Annotated in this window: 20 protein-coding genes; 8 read left to right on the top strand and 12 right to left on the bottom strand. The window is 39.1% G+C overall.

From position 1 onward, the window contains the following. Positions 1-44 precede the first annotated feature (44 nt). From RM552_RS12630 to RM552_RS12615, 4 genes are all read left to right on the top strand, one after another. Positions 45-1,271, top strand: a complete 1,227-nt coding sequence (locus RM552_RS12630) for an alginate export family protein (protein ID WP_311369210.1) — start codon at positions 45-47, stop codon at positions 1,269-1,271. Continuing rightward, the gene (locus RM552_RS12625) at positions 1,231-1,833 is read left to right on the top strand and encodes a molybdenum cofactor guanylyltransferase (RefSeq protein WP_311369209.1); all 603 of its coding nucleotides are present in this window, start codon (positions 1,231-1,233) and stop codon (positions 1,831-1,833) included. Before RM552_RS12630 ends, RM552_RS12625 begins: the two co-directional genes overlap by 41 nt. Before the next feature lie 126 nt (positions 1,834-1,959). Then, positions 1,960-2,841 carry an ATP-grasp domain-containing protein gene (locus tag RM552_RS12620; RefSeq protein WP_311369208.1) on the top strand — a complete coding sequence of 294 codons (882 nt, stop codon included), beginning with the start codon at positions 1,960-1,962 and terminating at the stop codon, positions 2,839-2,841. A gap of 14 nt (positions 2,842-2,855) precedes the next feature. After that, positions 2,856-3,836, top strand: a complete 981-nt coding sequence (locus tag RM552_RS12615) for a carbon-nitrogen hydrolase family protein (RefSeq protein WP_311369207.1) — start codon at positions 2,856-2,858, stop codon at positions 3,834-3,836. Positions 3,837-3,839: 3 nt separating this feature from the next. Here RM552_RS12615 and ribA read toward each other — a convergent pair whose 3' ends face one another. The 3 genes from ribA to RM552_RS12600 form a co-directional block, all read right to left on the bottom strand. After that, positions 3,840-4,457, bottom strand: a complete 618-nt coding sequence (gene ribA / locus RM552_RS12610) for a GTP cyclohydrolase II (RefSeq protein WP_311369206.1) — start codon at positions 4,455-4,457, stop codon at positions 3,840-3,842. A 141-nt stretch (positions 4,458-4,598) separates the two neighbouring features. Then, positions 4,599-7,391 carry an EAL domain-containing protein gene (locus RM552_RS12605; RefSeq protein WP_311369205.1) on the bottom strand — a complete coding sequence of 931 codons (2,793 nt, stop codon included), beginning with the start codon at positions 7,389-7,391 and terminating at the stop codon, positions 4,599-4,601. Positions 7,392-7,701: 310 nt separating this feature from the next. Continuing rightward, positions 7,702-9,177, bottom strand: a complete 1,476-nt coding sequence (locus RM552_RS12600) for a protein adenylyltransferase SelO (protein WP_432277218.1) — start codon at positions 9,175-9,177, stop codon at positions 7,702-7,704. 193 nt (positions 9,178-9,370) lie between these two features. Here RM552_RS12600 and RM552_RS12595 point away from each other — a divergent pair, with 193 nt between their 5' ends. After that, positions 9,371-9,667, top strand: a complete 297-nt coding sequence (locus RM552_RS12595) for a c-type cytochrome (RefSeq protein WP_311369285.1) — start codon at positions 9,371-9,373, stop codon at positions 9,665-9,667. Between the two features lie 106 nt (positions 9,668-9,773). Further along, positions 9,774-10,445 carry a glutathione S-transferase family protein gene (locus RM552_RS12590; protein WP_311369204.1) on the top strand — a complete coding sequence of 224 codons (672 nt, stop codon included), beginning with the start codon at positions 9,774-9,776 and terminating at the stop codon, positions 10,443-10,445. A 21-nt stretch (positions 10,446-10,466) separates the two neighbouring features. Here RM552_RS12590 and recQ read toward each other — a convergent pair whose 3' ends face one another. Further along, the gene (gene recQ / locus RM552_RS12585) at positions 10,467-12,260 is read right to left on the bottom strand and encodes a DNA helicase RecQ (protein WP_311369284.1); all 1,794 of its coding nucleotides are present in this window, start codon (positions 12,258-12,260) and stop codon (positions 10,467-10,469) included. Positions 12,261-12,498: 238 nt separating this feature from the next. On the opposite strand from recQ, the gene rarD reads away from it, so the two are divergent. Continuing rightward, positions 12,499-13,407 (top strand): EamA family transporter RarD, encoded by a 909-nt coding sequence (gene rarD / locus RM552_RS12580; protein ID WP_311369203.1) that lies wholly within the window; start codon positions 12,499-12,501, stop codon positions 13,405-13,407. Position 13,408: 1 nt separating this feature from the next. Here rarD and RM552_RS12575 read toward each other — a convergent pair whose 3' ends face one another. From RM552_RS12575 to uvrD, 3 genes are all read right to left on the bottom strand, one after another. Then, complete coding sequence (locus tag RM552_RS12575) at positions 13,409-16,567, bottom strand: efflux RND transporter permease subunit (protein WP_311369202.1); 3,159 nt, start codon at positions 16,565-16,567, stop codon at positions 13,409-13,411. Between the two features lie 10 nt (positions 16,568-16,577). Beyond that, positions 16,578-17,657 carry an efflux RND transporter periplasmic adaptor subunit gene (locus tag RM552_RS12570; RefSeq protein ID WP_311369201.1) on the bottom strand — a complete coding sequence of 360 codons (1,080 nt, stop codon included), beginning with the start codon at positions 17,655-17,657 and terminating at the stop codon, positions 16,578-16,580. 89 nt (positions 17,658-17,746) lie between these two features. Further along, positions 17,747-19,921, bottom strand: a complete 2,175-nt coding sequence (gene uvrD, locus RM552_RS12565) for a DNA helicase II (protein ID WP_311369200.1) — start codon at positions 19,919-19,921, stop codon at positions 17,747-17,749. Between the two features lie 269 nt (positions 19,922-20,190). Between uvrD and cysE the strand changes: the two genes are divergently transcribed. Beyond that, positions 20,191-20,994: a serine O-acetyltransferase gene (cysE, locus tag RM552_RS12560; protein ID WP_311369199.1), complete on the top strand. Its 804-nt coding sequence runs from the start codon at positions 20,191-20,193 to the stop codon at positions 20,992-20,994. 27 nt (positions 20,995-21,021) lie between these two features. On the opposite strand, the gene yghU is transcribed toward cysE, so the two are convergent. The 5 genes from yghU to RM552_RS12535 form a co-directional block, all read right to left on the bottom strand. Next, positions 21,022-21,876 (bottom strand): glutathione-dependent disulfide-bond oxidoreductase, encoded by an 855-nt coding sequence (yghU, locus tag RM552_RS12555; RefSeq protein ID WP_311369198.1) that lies wholly within the window; start codon positions 21,874-21,876, stop codon positions 21,022-21,024. Between the two features lie 94 nt (positions 21,877-21,970). Beyond that, on the bottom strand, positions 21,971-22,564 hold the full coding sequence (locus tag RM552_RS12550; protein ID WP_311369197.1) for an IMPACT family protein: 594 nt from the start codon (positions 22,562-22,564) through the stop codon (positions 21,971-21,973). 18 nt (positions 22,565-22,582) lie between these two features. After that, positions 22,583-23,302 (bottom strand): HAD-IA family hydrolase, encoded by a 720-nt coding sequence (locus RM552_RS12545; protein ID WP_311369196.1) that lies wholly within the window; start codon positions 23,300-23,302, stop codon positions 22,583-22,585. Beyond that, entirely contained in the window at positions 23,299-24,198 is a 900-nt protein-coding gene (locus tag RM552_RS12540) for a tyrosine recombinase XerC (protein WP_311369195.1), read from the bottom strand. Before RM552_RS12540 ends, RM552_RS12545 begins: the two co-directional genes overlap by 4 nt. Beyond that, on the bottom strand, positions 24,188-24,898 hold the full coding sequence (locus tag RM552_RS12535) for a DUF484 family protein (protein ID WP_311369194.1): 711 nt from the start codon (positions 24,896-24,898) through the stop codon (positions 24,188-24,190). The genes RM552_RS12540 and RM552_RS12535 overlap by 11 nt, the downstream gene beginning before the upstream one ends. Positions 24,899-24,911: the final 13 nt, after the last annotated feature.

Raw genomic sequence — 24,911 nt, 5'->3', positions numbered from 1 at the left:
GACTCAAATTTGGCTGCACACCACTTTTTATACTAGGAATATTTATGCTTAATATATTTAAAAAACAATTCAAAATCCCCGTAAGTGCAACGGCTGTTTGTTGTATTGCGAGTAGTTTAGTCGCTTTCGAAAGTAGAGCCGATTCAATTCATGAAGCATTAGCTGACGGTAAAGCTATGGTCGATTTTAGGTTTCGTTATGAAGGTGTAGAACAAGACAATGCACTAAGCGATGCAGATGCTTTGACTTTTAGAACACGAGTAGGATATAAGTCTGGAAGTTATGAAGGGTTTTCCTTCATGGTTGAGCTAGAAGATAATCGAATTGCATTGGGTCAAGACGATTTTACAGTAGGTCCTGCGGGTTTCAATCCAGGGATTTATTCGGTAATAGCAGATCCAGAATTTACTGAATTGGACCAAGGTTATCTGCAATATAAAAAAGATGCAGTAACGGTTAAGCTTGGCCGCCAAGTGATCGCTTTAGATGGTCAGCGTTTCATCGGTCATGTAGGATGGCGACAAGATCGACAAACATTTGATGCTGCTACGGTTATTGTTAAACCCTCAAAAGAGCTGAGTGTTCAATATAGCTATATTGACCAACGCAATCGTATTTTTGGTGAGTTTGCTGACTTAGATGCTAAAGATCATCTTTTAAATGTATCTTATGCAACAGAAATGGGCAAATTGACGGCCTACGCATATTTACTCGAGGTAGATAACGGTGTCCCTAATGCCTTAGATACTTATGGTGCAAGTTTTCAAGGGAGTATGAAACTAGATGACGCTGCAATTTCGTATCACGCAGAGTATGCAACACAGACGAGTGAAACTAGCACAACTGACTTTAGTGCAGGCTATTTATCCTTGCAAGTTGGCGCGACTATTTCTGGCATTACGGCTAAATTAGGATACGAGAGTCTTGGTTCTGATGAAGGTCAATTTGGGTTTGCGACTCCTTTGGCGACATTGCATAAATTCAATGGTTGGAGTGATCAATTTCTGGGAACACCTGCGCAAGGTCTTGTGGATACATCTTTTTCATTGAGCGGCAAAGGCCTTGGAGGCAAATGGCTAGCGGTATATCATCAATTTGATGCTGATGAAGCTACTGCCACTATTGATGATTTAGGTTCAGAAATTAATGTACAATACACAACAACTTTTGCAAAAAAATATGGTTTTGGAATTAAATATGCGGCTTATTCCGGTGAGAGCGGACGCGTAGATGCTGACAAATTATGGCTCTGGCTCAGCACCAAGTTTTGATCATATAAATGTTTATGCTTGTGTACTAGCTGGCGGACAGTCGCGTCGAATGGGGCGCGACAAGTCTGCACTAGTACATAAGGATAAGTCACTCTTAGAATATTGTTTACAAAGCCTTTCTTATTTTAGTTTTAAGCAGGTTTTGGTTAGTAAAGGAGCAGGCGTTTTAAATACAGAAGGTATTATTGACCAATACCCAAATGCTGGTCCGGTTGGTGGTATTTATAGCGTTTGCAATTCTTTAGGTTTAGTAAGGGGTGAATATATTTTATTTTTACCTGTTGATATGCCAAGTGTTAAACCGTTACTCATTGATTATTTGCTAACACAAGCAATTACGCATAAAAGAAGTTGCTTCTATGCGAACGCTTTCTTTCCTATTGTTTTGCGCTTTGACGAAACACAACATAAGAAGCTTTTGACACATTTGTCACAGCAGAAAACACTGTCGGTAAAAGGCTTATTAGAAAGCTATGAAGCGAAAGAACTGTCTATCCCCTCAAACGAACAATTAAACAACATTAATACACCTCAAGATTGGCGCAAATTTATTTCTCAATAGACTAAGTTGCCATACAAGAAAAATTCTGGCTACATAGGATTTGGTTTACCTATTACCTTTTATCGCATATTCTTGTGCGCATGTGTTTAGGCATATTTTACATCAACTTTTTACTTGAGGAAGCATATGAATCGGTGTGCATTTTTAACGATGGAACAATTAGATGATTTCTTTGTGTATGACGATTTGGTTAAGCCTTATTTAAACGAATTAGGCTGGCAGACAGATGATATCTCATGGCACGATGTTAATACGGATTATGACGATTATGATGTAGTCGTAGTCCGCAGTACATGGGATTATCAAGCCTATCCAGAAGCGTTTTTATCTTGCCTTAAAAAAATAGAAGCTTCTTCTGCTAACCTACAAAACCCTCTTAAACTTATGCAGTGGAATTTTTCGAAAGACTATTTACGCGATCTTGAAATGAACGGCGTTGCTATTTTACCCACGCTGTGGCGTGACAAATTTATATTGAGTGAGACACTTGAAGCATTTGAAACCTTTAATACCGACCAAATAATTATCAAGCCAAGAGTGAGTGCAAATGCGGATTTCACCTATCGTCTCACCCTCGAAGATTTACACACGCAAGCAAATAAAATTGAAAGCGAGTTGAATGAAAGGTCGATAATGATTCAGGCCTTTGAAAAAAATGTACTAGCGCAAGGCGAATACTCTTTATTTTATTTTGCTAGCGAATATAGCCATACCATTGTTAAAAGACCCGCTATCGGGGATTTTAGAGTACAAGAAGAGCATGGTGGACAGATGCATACTATTGAACCCAGTGCAGAGATGTTGCTACTAGCTAAACAAACGCTAAAAGCGCTCCCTGAGGAATCTTTATATGCGAGAATTGATATGTTAAATACTTCGTTGGGTATGGCCATTATTGAAGTGGAGTTAATTGAGCCATCGTTATACTTTAATCTTGACCCAGTTTCACCAGAACGTTTTGCTAAAGCTCTGGTACAGCAATACCAATCTAGCGCTAAGAATATTTAATGGACAGGCACTCAATGGAAACCAACAAATTGGACAGACACTCTACGCAATTCCTTAATGTAGCAATCGCGCAAATTGCTCCCGTTTGGTTAGACCGAGTAGCATCGACTGAAAAGGTAATGCAGGCTATATCAGAAGCGAGTGAAAAAGGCGCTGAGCTGGTTACTTTTGGAGAAACACTCTTACCTGGCTATCCTTTTTGGCTAGCGTCTACCGGCGGTGCAAATTTCAATTCTCCGCTTCAAAAAAAAATCCATGCGCACTATTTATCCCAAGCAATTAATATTGAAAGTGGTCATTTACAAACTATTTGTGAGCTTGCCAAGCAGAAAAAAATTGCGGTAGTTTTAGGTATTGCTGAGCGCGCTAGTGACCGAGGTGGACATACTATATATTGTTCATTAGTTTATATTTCCCAGCATGGTGAAATAAAAAATGTTCATAGAAAATTAATGCCAACCTACGAAGAAAGGTTAGCCTGGGGGCCAGGAGATGGACATGGTTTGCGTACATTTCCTATTAAAGATTTTACCCTTGGTACATTAAACTGCTGGGAAAATTGGATGCCACTTGCACGCGCTGCTTTGTATGCTCAAGGTGAGGATTTACACATCGCGAGTTGGCCTGGTGGTGACCATAATACTCATGATATTACGCGCTGTATTGCAAAGGAAGGGCGTAGCTTTGTTGTTTCTGTGTCTGGACTCATGAGGAGGGAAGATTTTCCTGTTAACACTCCCCATTATGAAGAGATCATTGCATCTGTTCCAAACACTTTAGCTAATGGCGCATCATGCGTGGCAGCGCCAGATGGTTCTTGGCTCCTTGAGCCACAAGTTGGTAAAGAAGGCGTATATTTGGTGGAGCTTGATCATCAATGGGTGTATCGCGAAAGGCAAAATTTTGATCCGGTAGGGCATTATTCGCGACCCGACGTGACACAACTAGTGATTAATCGCGAGCGCCAGAATACTCTAAAGACTAAAAATAATTGAGGCTTATTTGAGTTTATCTAGGTCGAATTTGTGGCCGAGCTTATCGGTTTTTGTGCGCAAATATTGCTTATTGTCATCGGTAACGCCATGATCAATTGGCTGGCGAGCTGATACTTTTATTCCCATAGCCTCCAAAGCACTTACTTTTTTCGGATTATTTGTCATGATTTCGACAACTTTGATGTCTAGAGTGGCTAACATTATTTTACAAATATCGTAATTGCGTAAATCTGCGTCGAAACCCAAGTGCTCGTTGGCTTCAACAGTATCGAGTCCATCATCTTGTAATTGATAGGCTTTAATTTTGTTTATCAGACCAATTCCACGACCCTCTTGGCGCAGATAAAGCAGAACACCACATCCATATTCAACTATATTCTGTAGGGCCTTTTCTAACTGAAAACCACAATCACAACGTGTGCTAAATAATGCATCACCGGTTAGGCATTCAGAATGTATCCTCAGCGGGACCGCATCATTTTTTTGCCAATGACCATATGATAAAGCAACATGTTCTTGATTAGTCTCTTGGTCCAAAAAGCCATGAATAGTAAACATACCAAAACGAGTTGGTAGGAGTGCTTTACTCACAAATTTAAATTGTTCATTATTGTGTGTCATTCGTTATTGTTACTCGTAGACCATTCAGTTGTGTTTTTAGTGTATATATTAATGCTTAGTAAGAGAGCAAAATGGGGTCGTAAGAATAATTTACAAGTGTATCATGTAATTTATGTGATCTCTGAATATTCAGTCACACTGTTAATGTTTTTGTGATTCAGCGAAAGGCAGGTAGTTTGTTAAGGGTTCTGGTTTTGCAATACAAAATCCCTGTGCAAAATCGACACCTAATTTACCAATTTGCACCATAATTTCAGGGGATTCTACAAACTCAGCGACGGTTTTTATTTTCATGGCGTCAGCAACATCTCTAATGGACGTCACCATAGCTAAATCTATAGGATCGTGAAGTATGTCCCGTATAAAATTACCATCGATTTTGACAAAGTCTACAGGTAGATTTTTAAGATAATTGTAACTTGAAAATCCACTACCAAAATCATCTAAGGCAAAAGTGCACCCTAACTTTTTAAATTCATGCATAAAATCAATGGCGTCATTCATTTTTATGATGGCCATGGTTTCAGTAATCTCAAAACATATTTTTTCATGAGGAATCGCATATTTCTCAAATGCATTCAACAAGAAAAACTTAAAGTCGTCGTCTGACAACGAAGGGCCAGAAAGATTAATATTTGCCTTACCTAAGTTTTTCAGATACTCGTTGTGAGTGTTTAACCATTTAAAGTAGGTTTCTACAACTTGCTTGTCTATTTTGTGGCTAATATGCGCTTTTTCTGCGCTGGGCATGAAAAATTCCGGCGCAACAAAATCGTTATCTTCTGTTCGTAAACGAACGAGGATTTCATAATACTCTTTTGAATCGTTACTATTGAGTGGACGATAATGTTGATAAAACAATGCCAAATTTTCATCTTTTAAGGCCTTGTTTACTTCATTTACCCAATATAACTCTCGTTTGTAACTAGAGTGCATACCAATTTCAGCAGAATATATATGAATTTGGTCTCGTCCACCCTCCTTAGCAATTAAGCAGGCGGTATCGGCATAGGAAAGAAGTTCTTCTCCACTGGGTATATGTTGATCAAAAGGTGCGATACCAATGCTCATACTCTGGGTGAATACATGTCGATCCCACTTAAATTGGAATTTTCGAACTTTTGATAAAATGTTGCTTGCTAACTTCCTTAATTCATTACTATTTTTATAATTTACTAGTAGCGCAAATTGGTCAGCGCTCAAACGAGAAAAGGGGTTAGTTTCGTCAATAACGTCAAATAACTCATGAGATAGTTCTTTAATAAAGATATCACCCGCCGAATGCCCACAGGTGTCGTTGATGACTTTAAATTGGTCAACGTCTAAAAATAAAAGTGCGAATTTCTCACTGTCGAGATTGTGAGATTGAATGCGCTCGTTCATTATCTGTAAAAAATGACGACGATTAAATAGTCCAGTAAGTTGATCATGAGTATTTAAATATTGCAGATTAATTTGATGCAATCGACGTTCAGTTATGTCAAAAAGTGACCCGAAATGTAAGGTTTTCTCGTTAACGCGTTTTATCTGGCACGAGATCGAGAACCAAAACTCACCACCATCGGTGCGCTTACCTTTGACTTCCTTACCTAAAACAGTTTGTTGAATACTTAATTCACCTAATAATAAATCCACATCTTTCGGGTTGGCAAAAAAGACCGACAAATTTGGATTTGTTGATAAGAATGAATCGTTGTCTGTGTACCCAAATAGTGAACAAATCGCTGGGTTTACATGAATTAACTGACCGTTTGGTAGGGCGGTATACAGACCCTCTGCAGCATGTTGAAACAAATCGTTATATTGTTGTAATTGCGCTATTTGTTGGCCCTGTTGAAAACTAGTTTTGGCCTGAACAGACTGCTCTCGGCTAATAATTGATACGCCAATTAGCATGACACCTAAACAAGTAAATGCGTAAACATAAGGTTGAGTAAACGATAGATGACTAGCACTGCTAGCGAAGGTCAGCGATTCTAATAGGCCAACGATGCCTAATGCCATCCACCCTGTAAAATAAATAATTACGCTTCGTAAATCTACGCTGTACCGATAAAGCAGACTAGCAAGCAAGTTACTGAAGAAGAATATAATTGCTAGCACTAGTAATATAATGAGTTGATAAAAGTCATTGAGAACAAAAATCGAAATGAATGGCACTAAAAGCAACAAATAATGTGCTCTTAACCAGATTGTTGGCATCGGCTCTAGCAAAAACTTTGTTATTTTTATGGAGGCAAACAAAGATACAAGTAGCCCAAAGGAAGTGAGTTCTGCGGTCATAGAAGGTAACAAAAATACCGATGGCAATATTCCTTCAGCGCTCATTATTGTAGTCATAGACGCGGTTGCTAACACACAAAACCAAAAACGAGCGGCTGCATTTCTTAAAATATAGGTCAATAAAAAATAAGTTGCTAGAAGCGCTAAACCGCCACTCATCGCACCTAATAATATTAGTCTAACGCCTGATTCTTTTGAATGCGCTTCGGCGTGCCATAATTCGATTGGGATAATGGCGTTACCATCGTCTTTTATACGAACATAGATGGTATACCTTGATTCTGCGCGAGATACAAAGTCCATTTTAAAGCCTTTACGACTTATATTCGTGCCGTTGGCTTGCGCATTTTGCAAGCGGCCGCTTTGTACTATTCGGCTTTGACTATCAAGTAGGAAAGCGTCCACGTTGTCAACAAAGACACTCCCCGCGACCAATACCAAAGCCCGATTACTAGTTGAAGCATTCTCAATATCAAAACGCATCCATAATGCATCATGCAATGGCATTGACTCAAAGTCAGTGTAACTTAACCACCGTGTAAGTTGTTGTACATCAGACAGTAATAAGCCTTCATTAGTTACATGAAATTGAGCGTATTCATTAACATTTTTGGCTTCTTCAAAGTTGATATCTATTGCTTCGTTTTGCATTTGTGTTTGCCCAACGCACCACGCGCTGCAAATGAATAGACTGAATATAAGCAAAAACCGCAATTTAATTACCCATCTCTGTTTGAAAAACTTATGACTCAAGTTTGTTTATATCAAAGTGCCTATAGGTTGGTAAATTTCATCATAGTGAAAATGCTATAAGCCGTGAAATAAAGAACAAAATCGATACCTTTATCAACATAGATTTAATATAACACTAATTTTTTCAACTGACTGTTATTTCGAAAAAATTTTCTATACATCAAAAAATTTTTAAGCATTAATCTTGCCTGTCCAAAAAGTGAATTTGTTAGCTGCTGCAGGAAAGAGCGATTCCTTTTTCTTTTGTGCTTGGAGGCATTGCCAAATGTTCAAATTCTGGGTGCTCTGCAAATGGCCGAGATACAACTTCTATAAGTTCGTCTACAGCAGTAAAGTCGTCATTTTCGGCCTTAATAATGGCTTTTTGCATCAAGTGATTACGTAAAATAAATTTAGGATTTGTATCAAGCATATAAATTTGTGTTGATTCTGGAGACCTTTCTTGTCTGACTATTTCTCTTGCATATTTGCTTGTCCACGCTTGCATAGCGTCCTTTTGTTTAAAACGGTCAGAAAAAGACCTTAGGTCTCCATCAGCAATTTGCACTATAGAATTGCTCAATTCTCGAAAACTTGAATGATAATCTGCAAATTCATCAGCTAAAATTTTGACAAAATTTTGGCTAAGCTCAATATTATTATGATTGTTTAAACCTAGTCTTTTTGCCATGAGCGAGTGGTATATATCCAGAAAGGTAGGTTCAAATATCGATAATGCTTGTTTTATTTGATCGATAGATAAATATCGGCTGAATGCATGCGCCAAAGCATTTAAGTTCCACAGACCAATACTGGGTTGTTGTTCAAAAGCATAGCGACCTGAATGATCTGATTTATTGCAAATATAATTTGAAATAAAATCGTCTAAAAACGCATAAGGTCCATAATCGAAAGTAATTCCATGAATAGACATATTATCTGTATTCATCACACCATGATTGAACCCATATGCCTGCCAATGTGCGATCATTCGTGCGCTTGTACTACAAATTTCACTTAGCAAAGCTAAATGTGGGTTTTCAGTATCAGCTAAATGTGCAAAGTGATATTTGAAGCAATACTCAAACAATGCATCTAATTTTTCGAATTCGCCATTATGGAAGAAGTATTCAAAATGTCCAAAACGGATATGGCTGGGACAAGTCCGAATCATCATTGCTCCTCTCTCGAGATTTTCACGCATTACAGGTTCTTTCGAACTGATAAGGGCGAGTGAGCGAGAGCTGGGAATTCCAAGATGATGAACAGCTTCACTACCTAAGTATTCTCGAATAGTTGAACGTAATACTGCGCGACCATCGGCATGTCGACTATATGGCGTTGGACCGGCTCCCTTTAAGTGCAGATCTACAAGATCTGATTTAGTTGTCTCTACTTGGGCTAGCAGCAAACCCCGTCCATCACCAAGCTGCGGGTTCCAATGTCCAAATTGATGACCGCCATATTTTTGCGCAATACTTTGTTTTTGCAAAATACCATCAGGCATGAATAGTGCTTTTAGTAAATTATCTTCATTATTAATTAGATTGGATAACCCTAATTCTTTAACTAATGTGTTGTTGACGCAAGATAAACGCGGCTGTGAAACAGGAAAAGGTTTTACTACACTCGATAAAGATGACAATTCTTGTGCATAGAAAAATCTCAAATTAGATGTTGTGTTGAAGGCGGCTTGCTTGCTCACTTTTTTATTTTCCAATTTCGTCTTGTATTTCACCAAAGGCTTAGATTAGTCTATACGAAATTTTTAGCGATTTGCGCTATTTCTGAGGGAATTTATAATCTTGAAAACTTTGAGTGCCTGTCCAAAAAGGCTTTTTTTTACTAAAAGTGTCTGTCCAAAAATAGGCATGAAGAGTTTGGGGGTGTTGAGCTTGATGCTTTTGTGTCTAAGTGGATGCGGTGAGCCAGATATTGTTGGCGACCCTGAATCAGGCGCCGAGAAGGCAGCTATATGCGGACAATGCCATGGTCAGGATGGAATATCTTTTATCCCCATTTATCCTAATTTGGCAGGACAAAAGCAGCAGTATATGGAATTGCAATTAGAGGCCTTTAGGGCGGGACGCAGGATAAATGCTGCTATGACGCCACATGCACAAAATCTGAGTGATCAGGATATTGCTGACTTGTCTGCTTTTTACGCCAACTTAGATCCGAGAGGTAAACAATAAATTATTTTTGATATAGCTGCTAAAGTAAACTTTAGCTTGCGACACAGAGTATAACTCTGGTAACTCGTCGTTTAAAAATAATTAAGAATTGTCAAAGGAATTAACCATGTTTACCCTTCACCACTTGAATGAATCTCGCTCGCAACGAATCATTTGGCTTTTTGAATTATTGAATGTTGAATACGAAATTAAAGTTTATAAACGAGATGCTACAACTAATTTGGCACCCGCTGAATTAAGCCAAATACATCCTATTGGTGCAGCTCCAATCTTGACTCATAACGATAGAAGTATCGCCGAAACAGGTGCTATTTGTGAATATATCGTGCACCAAGTCGGAAATGAAACTCTATTACCTTCAAAACTGGATGATAAACATATTGATGTACAATTTTGGTCTCACTTCGCTGAAGGTAGCATGATGCCCCCATTAGTAGCGTCGTTGGTGTTGAATAAGGGTAAAGAAAAAGCTAGTCCGTTTTTTATCAAATTTGTAATAAGCAAGTTTGTTGATGCGGTAATGGAAAAGTACTTTGGCAAAGTAATACATCGTAACCTACATTTTATTGAGCAGCACCTTCAAGGTAAGACTTGGTTTGTAGGAGATACACCTACTCTTGCCGATGTGCAAATGAGTTTCCCTCTTGAAGCATTACATAAGAACGGTCGATTGGCTGGATTACCAAATACTAAATCTTACGTTGAAAATTTGCATAATGAACCGAGTTATCAGAATGCCATGACGAAAATGCTAGAGGCTGAAAAAGACGCTTCTTAGTGAGAGATTAAAGTGACAAGATTATTGTGCGGCTAAGTAATCCTCTATCAAGCCTATAAATGCTTGACCGTATTTTTCTAGCTTCACCTCACCAACACCTGTAATGTCTAAGAAGTCAGTTTTATTGCTCGGCAGTTTAGCTGTCATTTCCGCAAGTGTGGCATCACTAAAAATAGTGAATGCAGGCATCCCACTCTCATCAGCGAGCTGTTTCCTTAAATATTTAAGCTTAGCAAAAAGTTTCGTGTCGATATTACTAGGCTCATATTTATTCTTTTTGGCTGAACTTACTTTGAATTTGGGTACTGCAAGACTAACTTTACATTCTCCTCTCAAGGCTGAACGGGCGGATTCGTTCAACCGTAAAATACCCGAAAGAGTCATATCGATTCTAATTAGGCCTTTATGGATGAGTTGTTGGATAACGTTATGCCAATATTGATCGGATTCATCTTTTCCTATGCCATAGGTGCTAAGCTCATTGTGCTTTAAGTCGAAAATTTTACGGACGTTTTTGCCCCTTAACACATCAATTACATGCTGAGCAGATGTTTCCCCTCTCAAGCGATAAATGCAAGAAAGTACCTTTTGAGCAACTATAGTGCCATCAAACATTTTGGGTGGGAATTGGCAAATATCGCAGTTACCGCATGGCTCTAGCCGAGAATCTCCAAAATAATTGAGCAATATTTGACGCCGACATGTTTGTGCTTCTGAAAATGATTGCATCGCCTCGAATTTATGCATCTCAATTTCGAAGCGGTCTGGGGTTGATCCATCAGCAATCCATTTTTTGATTTTTGCGGCGTCTCTTTCATCATATAATAGGAGGGCTTCAGCAGGCATACCATCACGGCCAGCTCGCCCTGTTTCTTGATAAAAAGCTTCTACGCTTCTTGGCACGTCATGATGCACTACAAACCGTACGTTTGATTTATTGATACCCATGCCAAATGCGACCGTCGCGACTACTACTTGCATATCGTCATTTAAAAAGAGGTTTTGTACACGAGCTCGCTCGGTAGTGTCTTTTCCTGCATGATATGCACCGTTACTAATACCTGATTTAGATAACTTTTGGGAGAGCTCATCAACTTTCGCGCGGCTATTACAATACACAATACCGCTGTTGCCTCTTTGTTGCTTGATAAACTCGACAACCTGGTCGCTACCCTTGTATTTAGCGAGTTGGTTGTAACGAATATTGGGACGATCAAAACCACCTCTAAATACAAATGGCGTTTTTAAGTTTAATTGGTGGGCTATGTCTGCTTGGGTTGCGTCATCAGCAGTGGCAGTAAGCGCAATAAAAGGTGTTGTTGGGAAGCTTTGTTTTAACTCTCCCAAGCGTCGATATTCTTTTCTAAAATCATGTCCCCACTGACTAACACAATGCGCTTCGTCTATAGCAATTAGAGCAATATTTAAATGTTTAATGCTGTTTAAAAAGTAACTCTGCAAAAGGCGTTCAGGCGCAACGTATAAAATATCAAGATCATTATTTTGTAAGTCTTGATTAACTTGTGCAGCATCTTCAGCGGCCAAGCTTGAATTAAGATAGGCAGCTTTAACACCTTGTAGTCTCAATTGCTGAACTTGGTCTTGCATCAAAGATATTAATGGTGAAACGACTAAGGTAAGGCCGTTGAATACTATAGCTGGGACCTGAAAACAAAGGGATTTACCACCACCTGTAGGCATTAAAACTAAACAATCGTTACCATTGAATAAAGCTTCAATAGCTTCCAATTGACCTTCTCTAAAACTCGTATAGCCAAATGTTTGCTTTAAAACTCGAGCACAACTTTCTGAAATTGATTCATTATTGTTGGCGGGGAGGTTTTCTCCTGTTGATGAATCGGAAAATTGTTCGCTTAAACTAGTCGCTACGGTCACAAAAAAGGCTTATTTTTTAATTATTAATTAAACAGTATTGTACTGACTTTTTGCAAATGTATATAGTGCTCTTAAGATCAGTTTGAATTTTATTCCTTGCAAGCTTTCAAGCAAAGCTAGACAATGCCCGCCCCAAGTTTTAAGAAGAATAGATTTCATGGCGTCATCCACTGACCAAACTAAAGCAGGTATTATGTATGCTCTTTGTGCATATATCATGTGGGGAATTGCACCTATTTATTTCAAAGCATTAAGTACTTTACCTGCCGGTGATATTCTCATGCATAGGGTACTATGGTCTTCAGTCGTTTTACTTGGTCTATCTTTGGGCCTTCGTCAAATTGACAAAATAGTCATTGCGTTTCGTTCAATTAAAGTGATTAAAACACTCTTTTTTGCATCTATTCTATTAGCTGTTAACTGGCTACTTTTTATTTGGGCTGTCAATAATGACAAGCTTTTAGAAGCTAGTCTTGGTTATTATATTAATCCATTGTTTAACGTGTTTTTGGCAAGGTTATTTTTGGGGGAAATTCTCAGGCCTCTACAAAAATTAGCAGTGCTAGTGGCTATGAGTGGTGTGCTTATTATGCTCGTAAGTTATGGTCGATTGCCATGGGTAGCCCTTGTTTTGGCATGCAGTTTTAGTGTATATGGATTATTACGCAAGCAAGTTGATGTTGACTCTTTGCCAGGCTTATTTATCGAAACGCTTATGATGTTACCTTTTGCTCTTATCTATTGGATCTGGTTCATGCCGCATAGTGGTGATATTTTTCAAAATACAATAAACATCAATGTTTTGTTGATAAGTGCTGGCATTGTTACAACGGCACCGCTTCTTTGTTTTACTGCGGCGGCAAGAAGGATACGGTATTCTACTTTAGGGTTTTTCCAGTATATCGGGCCTAGTTTGATGTTTATGCTAGCAACATTACTTTACCAAGAACCGTTAACCACTGTACGATTATTAACTTTTGCTTGTGTTTGGTTAGGCTTAATTATATTTACTTATGATTCTATCAAAGCTTACAATTATGAACGAAGCCGTAACAAGCACTTTTGAGTTAAGCCTTAGAAGTATTGTTCACGAACAAAGAGGCATTAGCTAATTCCTCTCTCCGATTATCATCGCTATGATCGGAAGCTAATGCCATGTAAACGCTAGGCAGCACCAGTAAGGTAAATAAGGTTCCAACGATCATACCAGCTACAAGAATAATGCCTATACTATTGCGTGCCTCTGCACCAGCACCTGTTACTAATACTAGGGGGAAATGACCTAATACTGTTGCCGCTGTAGTCATTAATACAGGCCTTAGCCTTGTTTGTGCGGCTTTCGTTATGGCGTCTAGTTTGTTAAGCCCTTGTCGCTGCATATGATTAGCAAATTCAACAATAAGGATTCCATTTTTAGCGATTAATCCGACCAAGGTTATAAATCCTACTTGTGAATATATATTGATAGTTGTGAAGTCTAAAAATGAAAACATCATGGCACCAGAGAGCGCCAAAGGAACCGAACCTAAAAGCACAACTAGCGGATCTCTGAAACTATTAAATTGAATTGCTAGTACAAGGTAAACGAAAGCCAAGGCGATTAATAACACTCCCTCCAATGTGTTCCCTTCAAGTCTTATTTGACGAGATTCCCCACTATAATCTACCGTATAATTGTCTGGCAGTATTTCTGCCGCAGCTGATTCAAGGGCAGCTAAACCTGATTCTTTTGTGGTCATTCCGGGTATTACTTCAGCGAATATTCTGAAGGCATTTTTTTGTGAAAACTTAGCCAACACGCGGGGTGCGGTTTCGGTTTGTATTTCTGCCATAGCGCTAAATGGAACAAGTTCACCGCTTGGTAATCTAATCTGTAGTTTCAAAATATCGTCGGGGCTAGACCGTTCAGATTCGGCTAGCATGGGAATAACACGGTAAGCTCTTCCGTCTTGATTAAAGCGGTTAACAAAATTACCTGACAGTAGTGTTGATAATTGACTATTTACAGAGGCTAGATCAAGCCCAAGATCCGCGATAACTTGCCTGTCCAATTTGAAGCGCACTTGAGGCAAATCTATTTTTAGGTCGGTATTAGCGAATATGAATTTGCCACTTTCATTTGCAGCGGTAACTAACTGATCAGCATATAGTTTCATTTTTTCATATGGGTCGGTGCTAAGTACTACCATCTCCACAGAAAAGTTACCGGCAGTAGGTAATGCAGAATCAAGAACCGGAAATGCTTTTACTCCAGGTACAGAAGACAACATAAAGAATGCCTGTCCATAAATATCTTGGATGCTCGCTTCTCGTTCACTAACAGGTGTAAAATCGACGCCGCCAAAGCCAGCCGAGGGGTTCATAATTTGCCACATAAATTTAGCACCTTCCAATTGCTTCATAGTGCTAACAACATCATTCATGTGCTTCAGTGTATAATCGATAGAAGCTTCTGGGGATGATTCGATAATGACGGTGATAGAGCTTTGGTCTTCTGTCGGTGCGAGCTCTTTTAGAGACCCCAAATAGAAAGGAATTGTTAATATTGCTAACACAATTGCGGAAAACAAAATTTGGGCTTTGAGTGCAATTGTTTTAATAACGACTTTACCGTAGAAGTTTTGCAATCTTTCAAAAAAGGCATTAACTTTTTTAGTTATTTTGCCTTCTTTACCGCCCTCAGGTGAAGCATATGCACTCATAATAGGTGATAATGTCACAGCAACAATACCGGAAATAAGAACTGCTATTGCTAAAGTAAAAGCGAATTCTTTGAATAACGCACCAGTTAAGCCAGTAAGCAAGCCGATGGGGGCATATACCGCCGCAAGGGTCACTGTCATGCTCACTATTGGGGCAAATAATTGTCGGGAGCTAGCCAATGCTGCTTGCATTTTACCCATTCCTGCACGCATATACCGAGAGACATTCTCCACCACGACTATAGCGTCATCTACGACTAAGCCTACTGACAATACAATAGCTAACACGGTTAGTAAGTTGAGCGAAAATCCAACCGCATACATGGCTGCTATCGCGCCTAATATTGAGATTGGAATCGTTACTAGTGGAACTAAAGCAGTACGAAAAGACCCCATCATTGCAAGAACTACTAAACCAACTAGCAGAACAGTTTCGCCCAATGTGATGAAAATTTCGCGCAAAGAATCGCGCATGTAAAGGGTACCGTCAAAACCGTCCGTTATGCTTAAACCCTTAGGTAAATTCTTGTTAATATCATCAATCATGACATATAAGCGGTCACCAATTTCAATTTCGTTTGCACCAGGTAAAGGCCAAACGGAAATATAAACGACTACGTCTTCATCTAGCCTTGCGGTGGTTACACCTTCTTCTTCTGCTAATTCGACTTCAGCAATATCACGAATACGGATTTGCACGTCGTTGTTGTCTCGAATCACTAAATTTTCAAATTCTACGACACTGCTAAGGCTCGTATTAGTCACTAAGGATATGCGTTGTTTATCATTCTCACTGTTGCCAATTGTTGCAATAAGGTTATTGGCGCGCAGCGCTACCGAAATGTCATTTGAGGATATGTCGAGGGCTGCCATTTTTTGCGAGTTTAACCATATTCGCATTGCTGGCGTTCGACCACCTTCGATACCAATTCTTTGTACGCCTGGAATTGATGCTAATGTAGGTGACACATTCCGACTCAGATAATCAGTTACCTCTAAACGAGACATGTCGGCAAGTTCTTCGTCATAGTTCACGGTAAGATAGAAGATAGCAAAAGGGCGATCTGCACGAACAACTTGGATTGCCGGATCTTCAGCTGCTTCAGGCAATTCAAAACGTATTTGGTCAATTCGAGTCGACAATTCAGCCAAAGCAGCTGTGCTATCTTCATTAATTCTTAACCAAAGGGTAACGGTACTCAAACCCGGTGTTGTATTCGAATCAATATAATCAATACCTGGTACAGATGATGCCGCGCGCTCAATTGGCTCAGTAATAAAGCCTTGTACGACTTCAGCAGAAGCACCAATATAGGGTGTGGTAACAACAATTGATGCGCTACTAATTTGTGGAAACTGCAGAATTGAGATGTTCATAGCGGCACGAATGCCAATCAAAATTAATGCAAGTGAAAGTACTATAGCAATCACTGGGCGTTTACTGAAAATGTCCATTTTAGTAGGTTTGTTCAGTATTTCTGCATTGGCTTCTGCATCATTCATCGAGTTGGTAGATTCACTCATTCTATTGATATCACTTGTTGGCTATTATGGTGAGCATGTTCTGGGAGAGTTTAGCTGACCCAATGGTAGCTACTTTTTCGCCACTTTCTAAACCAGAACTGACATAACTATATGCGCTATCCTTACTTGCAATCACTACTGGCTTGCGTTCAGCACGATAGTCTCCCTTGTCGTCTTCAGCCAATACGTTAACATAGCTACCAAAGGCATCGTATCGAATCGCTTCATTAGGTAATTCAATCACCCTTAAGGGCTCTCCTGTTGGCATCTTAATAGAAACTGCAGATCCTGGCCTTAATTGGCCGTTTATATTCTTTAATATGGCGCGAACCTGGATTGTTCTAGAATTCGTATTAAATTGTTGGTTTATTGCACTAATACTGGCACTTATAGGAGTATTTGAAAACGTTTCTGGATACACCTGAATAGGCAGTGTGGAGTCTATGTTGGCGTAGTTTTGAGGTATGTTAAAATCCACCCATAGTTGGTCAGTCTCACCAGTTAGTCGGGTAATAAGGGTATTGCCAGAGATATAAGAGCCCACTTGCCAATCATGGATATTAGCCCTCCCTTCAAATGGCGCGATAAGCGTTTTTTTAGCGATAGTGGCTCGAAGTGCTTTTGCTCTCGCTTGATTGATTGCTAATTGGGCTTTTGCTCTATCCAATTGTTCACGTGATGAAGCGTTTACATCTAAAAGATCGGTGAAACGTTTCACGTCTAGTTTTGCGAGGGCAATTTCAGCTTCAATGGCTTCAAGCTGGGCCATTTCTTTTTCAATGTTCAATTGAATAAGTATTTGATTTTCATTCACTTTACTACCTGACTTGAAACCTACTTTGGTGATAATTCCTTCTAATTCATTTCGTATTTCTACCGTTTGAAGGGCATTTAACTCTCCTACTAAATCGATATAAGGTTGCCACTGAGACCAAGTTGCTTCAACCATATATACGGTTTCGCTTTGTTCAGGAAACGATTCCCCAAAAGCGATAGCCGCTTTCACCTGCGTAAACTTAATAAAGCCCAAGCCTGCGATTATCGCTACTAAACAAATAACGGTGATTAACCAACGGCGAATAAGTATCATTTAGGTATCCTGTGATAAGTCTTAAATGAGAATAAGTAAGTAAAAAATTCAACACACAATATTATAGTTTACGATAAAAAATTTACCTGTTAAGTGCTACATTTTTGTAATTTTGCATATGCTAGCATCAACCATTTGCTGCCTATATCGTCAAAATGCACTTGCACCCGTCCATGCTCGCCTTGACCTTCAAAGTTAAGCACAGTACCTTCACCAAACTTTGTATGAACAACGCGCTCACCAAGATTAAAGCCACTATCCATTAACGCTTCGTGAGATGCTTGTGCACTAAAGCGATTATGTATTGGCTGGCTAACTTGTGAACGTAAGCGAATCTCTTCAATAAAGTCGCTAGGTATCTCGCGTACAAATCGAGATATAGTATGGTATTTATCTTGCCCATAAAGGCGCCGAGTTTCGGCATAAGTAATGACTAACTCTTGCATTGCACGTGTCATGCCTACATATGCTAGACGGCGTTCTTCTTCGAGTTTATCAGGTTCTTCGTTACTCATGTTACTTGGAAACATACCTTCTTCTACGCCAGCTAAAACGACTAAGGGAAACTCTAGTCCTTTTGCAGTGTGAATGGTCATGAGCTGCACCGCGTCTTGGTCGACATCCGCTTGTGCTTCTCCAGCTTCAAGACTAGCGTGGGCTAAAAATGCTGCTAAAGGAGGCATTTCTTCCGCATCTTCAGGTATTTCAAATTGCTTTACTGCGGTAACAAGTTCTTGCAAGTTCTCAATGCGAGATTGGGCCTTATCACCTTTTTCTGCTTGATACATTGCATAAAGTCCAGAGGTCTTGATAACTGCATCAGCTTGTTCATGTAGAAGCATATCTTTAGTATCATTGGTCATAGCAATGATAAGGTCATAAAAGCTCGCGAGGGCATTCAGCGCTCGACCTTTCATACGCTTCTCATTGATCATGTTTTGACCTGCTTGCCACATCGAAAGGTTATTTTGTCTGGCGTATTCACGAATTGTTGTTAGGGTTTTGTCTCCCAAACCTCGCGATGGTGTATTGACGACTCTTTCAAAAGCAGCGTCGTCAATAGGGTTGCTGATCAAACGCAAATAACTCAGTGCATCTTTAATTTCTTGACGTTCGAAAAAACGTAAACCGCCATAGATTCTGTAAGCCAACTTTTGATGCAATAGCGCTTCTTCTAATACGCGCGATTGCGCATTATTGCGATATAAAATCGCACACTCGCTAAGTGCGGCCCCTTTTTCATAAAAAGATTGGATGCGCGATACAATAAATCGAGCTTCGTCAATTTCGTTAAAACCAGCATAGAGTGCGATTTTTTCGCCATCTTCACCTTCTGTCCATAATTCTTTACCTAGGCGGCCGCTATTATTGTCTATAACCGCATTAGCAGCCTTTAATATGTTTGAAGTGGAACGATAATTTTGCTCAAGGCGAACAGTTTGTGCATTGGGGAAGTCGCTTAGAAAGTGAGAAATATTCTTTACATTTGCGCCGCGCCAACCATAAATAGACTGGTCGTCGTCGCCGACAATCATCATGTTATTATCTTTTGTGCTGAGTAGTTTTAACCATGCATACTGTATGTTATTGGTATCTTGAAATTCGTCAACCAAAATAGCCCTGAAGCGCTTTTGGTAATGTTGTCTTAATGCTTCATTATCTCGCAAGGTCTCGAAACATCTAAGCAGTAATTCTGCAAAATCGACTAGTCCTGAGCGTTGACACGTATCTTCATATGCTTGATATATTTCTCGCATCTTAGTTTGGTTTGGGTCATTAAATGTTTCTACTTTTGCGGCGCGCAAACCCTCATCTTTATTTGAGTTGATATACCATTGGATTTGCTTAGGTGGCCAATGTTTCTCATCTAAATTGAGTGCTTTAATTAGACGTTTTATTAAACGATACTGATCATCCGAATCTATAATAGTAAAGTTTTGTGGTAATTTGGCTTCTTCATAATGCAGACGCAGTAGACGATGGGCTAGGCCATGGAATGTCCCAATCCACATATTGTGTAGAGTATTTGACATAAGGCGTTCAACACGTGAACGCATTTCTTTAGCGGCCTTATTTGTGAAAGTAACAGCGAGTACACCAAATGGCGATAGGTTTTCAACTTGAATTAACCAAGCTACTCTGTGCACTAATACCCGTGTTTTTCCGCTACCAGCACCTGCTAATATGAGCATATTTTGATTTGGCGCGGCAACGGCCTCACGTTGTTTATCATTTAACTCGTCGAGAAGAAGAGATACATCCATTTATTTACCTTTTAGATACCGCGGTTTTTTTAGAATAAATTGCGCTTGAAACATCCTAATAATAGCAGGCTTTAATACAAAAAGCTGTTTATTCATACAGCATCCTTTATTTTTAATTGGACAGACACTCTACGTTATTTTTTTCATTTATTGGACAGACACTCAAGTTAATTATTTCTTGTTAGTAGACAGGCAAGGTAGTTGTCAAAGCGATCTCAATCAGCCATACTTTCGGCCTTTGCATCGTTTGGTAAAGTGTGGTTTAAGTAATGACTAATTTGTGTGGACAACAATTTTGGCGTGTTTTAAAAAATGAAGCAGCTCAGGTTGCTTCGGACGAACCTTTGTTGGCCAGTTATTTACATGCTTGTGTTTTAGGCCATCATAATTTTGAAACTTCTCTTAGTTTTATCCTTTCAACAAAAATTAGTGATGATGTAATGCCAGCTATTACTATTCGAGAAATGTTTGATGAAGCCTATATGATGAATCCAAGTATTCTCGACGCCGCAATGCAAGATATACAAGCAGTTATTAACAGGGATCCTGCGGTCAGTTCGTATTTGACGGTTTTAACACATTTTAAGGGTTTTCAGGCATTACAGGTTCATCGGCTTGCGCATTATTTATGGAATAAAGGTCGCACACAGTTAGCTTTGTTTATCCAAAGTCGTAATTCTGAAGTATTTTCGATAGATATTCATCCAGCCGCACGAATTGGACAAGGTGTTATGTTTGACCATGCTACGGGTATAGTAATTGGTGAAACCACTATAATAGAAGATAATGTGTCGATTTTACAAAGTGTTACGCTTGGCGGCACTGGCAATGAAACGGGCGACCGACACCCCAAGATACGTCAAGGCGTGATGATAGGTTCAGGAGCAAAAATCCTCGGTAATATTGAAGTAGGAAGGGGGTCTAAAGTTGGCGCTGGCAGTGTTGTTTTAGATAATGTACCCGCCTGTGTAACCGTTGTTGGGGTGCCCGCAAAAATTGTTGGAGAACCAGATTGTTCTATGCCTTGCGAATCAATGCAGCAAAATGTCTTAGAAGATAAAAAAGCGGATTAAACCGCTTTTTTCCAGAATTTATTCATATTACTTCGCAAGTACTTTGTCGATATCATCTGCTGAATTTCTGTCTTTAAGTTTTTCATTTTCTTCTCCCCAAACGCGATTGACGATTCTTCCACGCTTAACTCCGGGGCGCTCACTCAATTGATTTGCCCATCGCATAATATGCTTATAACTTTTTACATCCAAGAAGTCTTTCGCTTCATAAAGAAAACCTTGTACTAACACACCATACCAAGGCCAAATTGCCATATCAGCAATGGTATATTCACTGCCTGTAATGTATTCATTGTTTTCCAATTGTTTGTCGAGAACATCTAGTTGTCTTTTGACTTCCATTGCGTAGCGGTTAATCGGGTATTCAAATTTCTCTGGTGCATAAGCATAAAAATGTCCGAAACCTCCACCCAGGAAGGGTGCGCTGCCCATTTGCCACATTAGCCAGGACATTGTTTCCGCTCGATGACTAGCTTCCGTAGGCAAAAAATGACCAAATTTCTCAGCTAAATATACCAAAATAGCACCCGATTCGAATATTCGTGTAGGTGTTTTGGTAGTGTAATCAAGCAAAGCAGGAATCTTAGAATTAGGGTTGATGGCAACAAACTCTGAACCAAACTGCTTCCCTTCTTGAATATTTACAATAAAGGCATCATATTCAGCCTCTTTCACTCCAGCGGCGAGCAATTCCTCGAGCATTATGGTGACTTTAACACCATTGGGTGTAGCTAAGGAATGAAGTTGTAAGCCATGCTTACCCTTTGGCAGAACCTCTTCGTGTGTGCTTCCGGAAATAGGGCGATTAATATTAGCAAATTTACCTCCGCTTGCTTTATCCCATGTCCAAACCTTCGGAGGGCTGTAATCATTGTCACTCATTATATTTTCCTTTTTAGTTACTTTTTGGACAGACACTTTAAATTAGTATGGTAATAAAACCGGAAAACAAAAGGTTTTCTTTCATGAAAGAGATTTAATTGATAATAAAAAATTTATGTTTCAATGAATCTTCTTGCAACGCATACTTTGCATCTAGAGGAATTGAAATATCCATATAAAGTTCATTTGTGTAGATACATTCATTGATATCGCCGTTATATTGCTTAAGCAAATGACGTATAAATTGCTCTTGGCTGAAGTTACACTTTATTCTACATTTAAGTGTTTGTATGAAGGGCTTGGTGCGAACTGCGCGGTACACTTTATTTGCAGCCGCAGTATATGCACTAACTAGACCTCCCGTGCCAAGCTTAATCCCGCCAAAATAACGACTAACCAGTATTATGCAGTCGCCAATAACCCCATTATTCAAGACATTTAATATTGGCTTACCTGCGGTACCTTTCGGCTCTCCGTCATCTGAACAAGCGGAAGTTTTGGGAATATTTGGTGGACCAATAATATAAGCGAAACAATGATGACCAGCATCTCGATATACTTCTTTTTGTTTAACGATGAATTTTGATGCCTGTCCAATATTGGAAACTGAATCGATGGTGGCGATGAATCGACTCTTTTTTACCTGAATTTCGTTAGTTAACGTTTGGGTGACGATTTTGTGACTCATAAATAAACTAGATAGTGGCTAATTGCAAAAAACATTTAGTTCTGAAAGTTTATTCAACTGCAAGCTTGGAAGTATGCAGACTCGTTCACGATGCAAAAGCATTTTCCTGTTGACTGCCAACCAAGCTGTTTGATATCCAGCATTAGTTGCTCCAAATATATCTTTATGCAAGTCGTCACCTACGTGTAGGATTTCTTTGGGCTTTAATTCAAGATCTTGGGCTGCCTTCAAAAATATAGCAGGTTCAGGTTTCATTGGGTATTCTTTAGATGCATGGATAATAGTTTTAAAGTGTCGAGATATACCAATTGCTTCACAATCTACATTACCATTTGTAATAGCGGCCAATTTAAAGTGTTTAGAGAGTAAATCTAATACAGCACTAACACTTTTTGGCACTTTGAAATCGCTTCGTTTACGGTAAAAAAATGCAAAACAATCTGCTACACTGCTTAAAATTTCTGATTCATGTACACCAGCATGCCTAAAACCTTTCTCAAGCACTTTCAACCGAAATTCACCAATTTCATTTTTAAGGTAGGGCCACTTTGACAAGGTTTGTTGGCGTATTGCCTGCCATTCGTGCTTTTGGACTTTTGCTACAGTTGGATAGTGTTTATTTATGTACTCATTAAGTGCTTTTTCAGCCGCATATATATATGGCATGTTATCGTAAAATGTATCATCTAGATCAAAGCTAATACCATTAAAAGAATGAGGGCGTTTGTAAACAATCACTTTCGTTTAGCCCTCGGATGAGCTTGATCATATACTTGACTGAGATGCTGAAAGTTAAGGTGAGTATACACTTGTGTAGTGGATAAGTTAGCATGTCCTAATAATTCTTGCACGCCACGTAGATCATTACTCGATTCTAGAATATGAGTTGCAAAAGAATGCCTTAATGTATGTGGGCTTATATGTTGGAAAAGAGTTTGCGATTGCGCCCACTGACTCAATCTATTTGCAACTTGTTTGTTGGAAAGGCGAGTTTTTCTTTTTGAAATAATTAATGCGGGTTCGTCCTCAAAAGCTATTATATCGGTCCGTTTAGTTAGGTAATTTTCAAGTGCAATTTGAGCTTGTTTACCTAGAGGTAATATCCGTTGTTTGTTGCCTTTACCCGTAACTTTAACCTGTCCATTATCTAGGATATCAGTAATATTCAGTTGTGTGAGTTCAGATAGACGTAATCCACAGCCATATAAAAGTTCGAACATGCATCTGTCTCTGATGCTCAAAAAGTCGTCACCTTCGAAATTTAATAATTGCGTTACCTCATCAACGTTGAGGTATTTTGGGAGGGGTTTGTTTTCTTTAACAGCATGGATATTATCGACAGGGTTGTTTGTCAATACTTCCTTTTTTACCAAAAAGCGACAAAAATTCCTAAAAACAGTCAATCTCAAATTAATTGAACGAGCTGAAAGTTTAGCCTCACTTGCCCTGTGTAATACGACTTTAGCGTCGTCTGTGTTTAGATTTTTCCAGTCTTTGATGTTTAAATCACGTCCTATGGCATCTAACTGTCGTCTATAACTTTTAATAGTATGTGGGGATAATTGACGCTCAATCTTACATTCGTCCAAGAATGCATTTATCCACTGTGCTAAGGGATTTTCCTTAACTTCCATCGGTACTCAAAATTTTAGGAATGTGTATTTCCAATGCTTGCCGAAGAAAGTCTAACAACATTGTGTCCATCTTGGGATTAAAATGCATAGCGTCGACGCTACTGACAGCTAATAAACCAATAGTTGGACTATCGCATATCTGAATTAAGGCAACGGAGTTAGCGTCATGATCAGCAAATAAGGCTTGTTTTTCTAATTTACCGAGTCGCCCTAAATAAAACGGTGATTTTGCCAATTTTTTATCAAAAATGGCATGCTGTTGAATTTCCGAAAGTTCTACAGTATCTGGGTTTTTTGTGTTCAGCAGGACCAATTTGACGGCCTCTAAATTAAGCGCATCGAGCAAATATTCTTCTAGCACAGCCCTTAATTTGACTAGCGAATTCACCTGCGATAATTTGATGTTAAGCTGAGCATAAGTCGTATATATATGCTCATTTTGTCTCGCTGTATTGACTAAATTATCGAGGTTCGACTTGAGTTGTTTGATTTTTTCCCGATACTGCTCAGTTTGAATTTGTGTTAGAGATACCACACCATTTTCGCTAAGTGTGACCTGAATATCCATCAATACTTCAGGGTTTTCAACTAGGAACATTGGATTTTCACGCAAAAACTGACTCACAGACTCTATATTTACTGCATTCGGTTGATTGTCAACATCATGCAACGTAACGTTGTTAGCCTTATTGTCACTCATATATTCGCATCCT

The organism is Glaciecola petra (genome assembly GCF_031846345.1).
In the GTDB taxonomy this organism is placed as follows: Bacteria; Pseudomonadota; Gammaproteobacteria; order Enterobacterales; family Alteromonadaceae; genus Glaciecola; species Glaciecola petra.
This window is presented reverse-complemented; position numbering and strand designations above follow the sequence as displayed.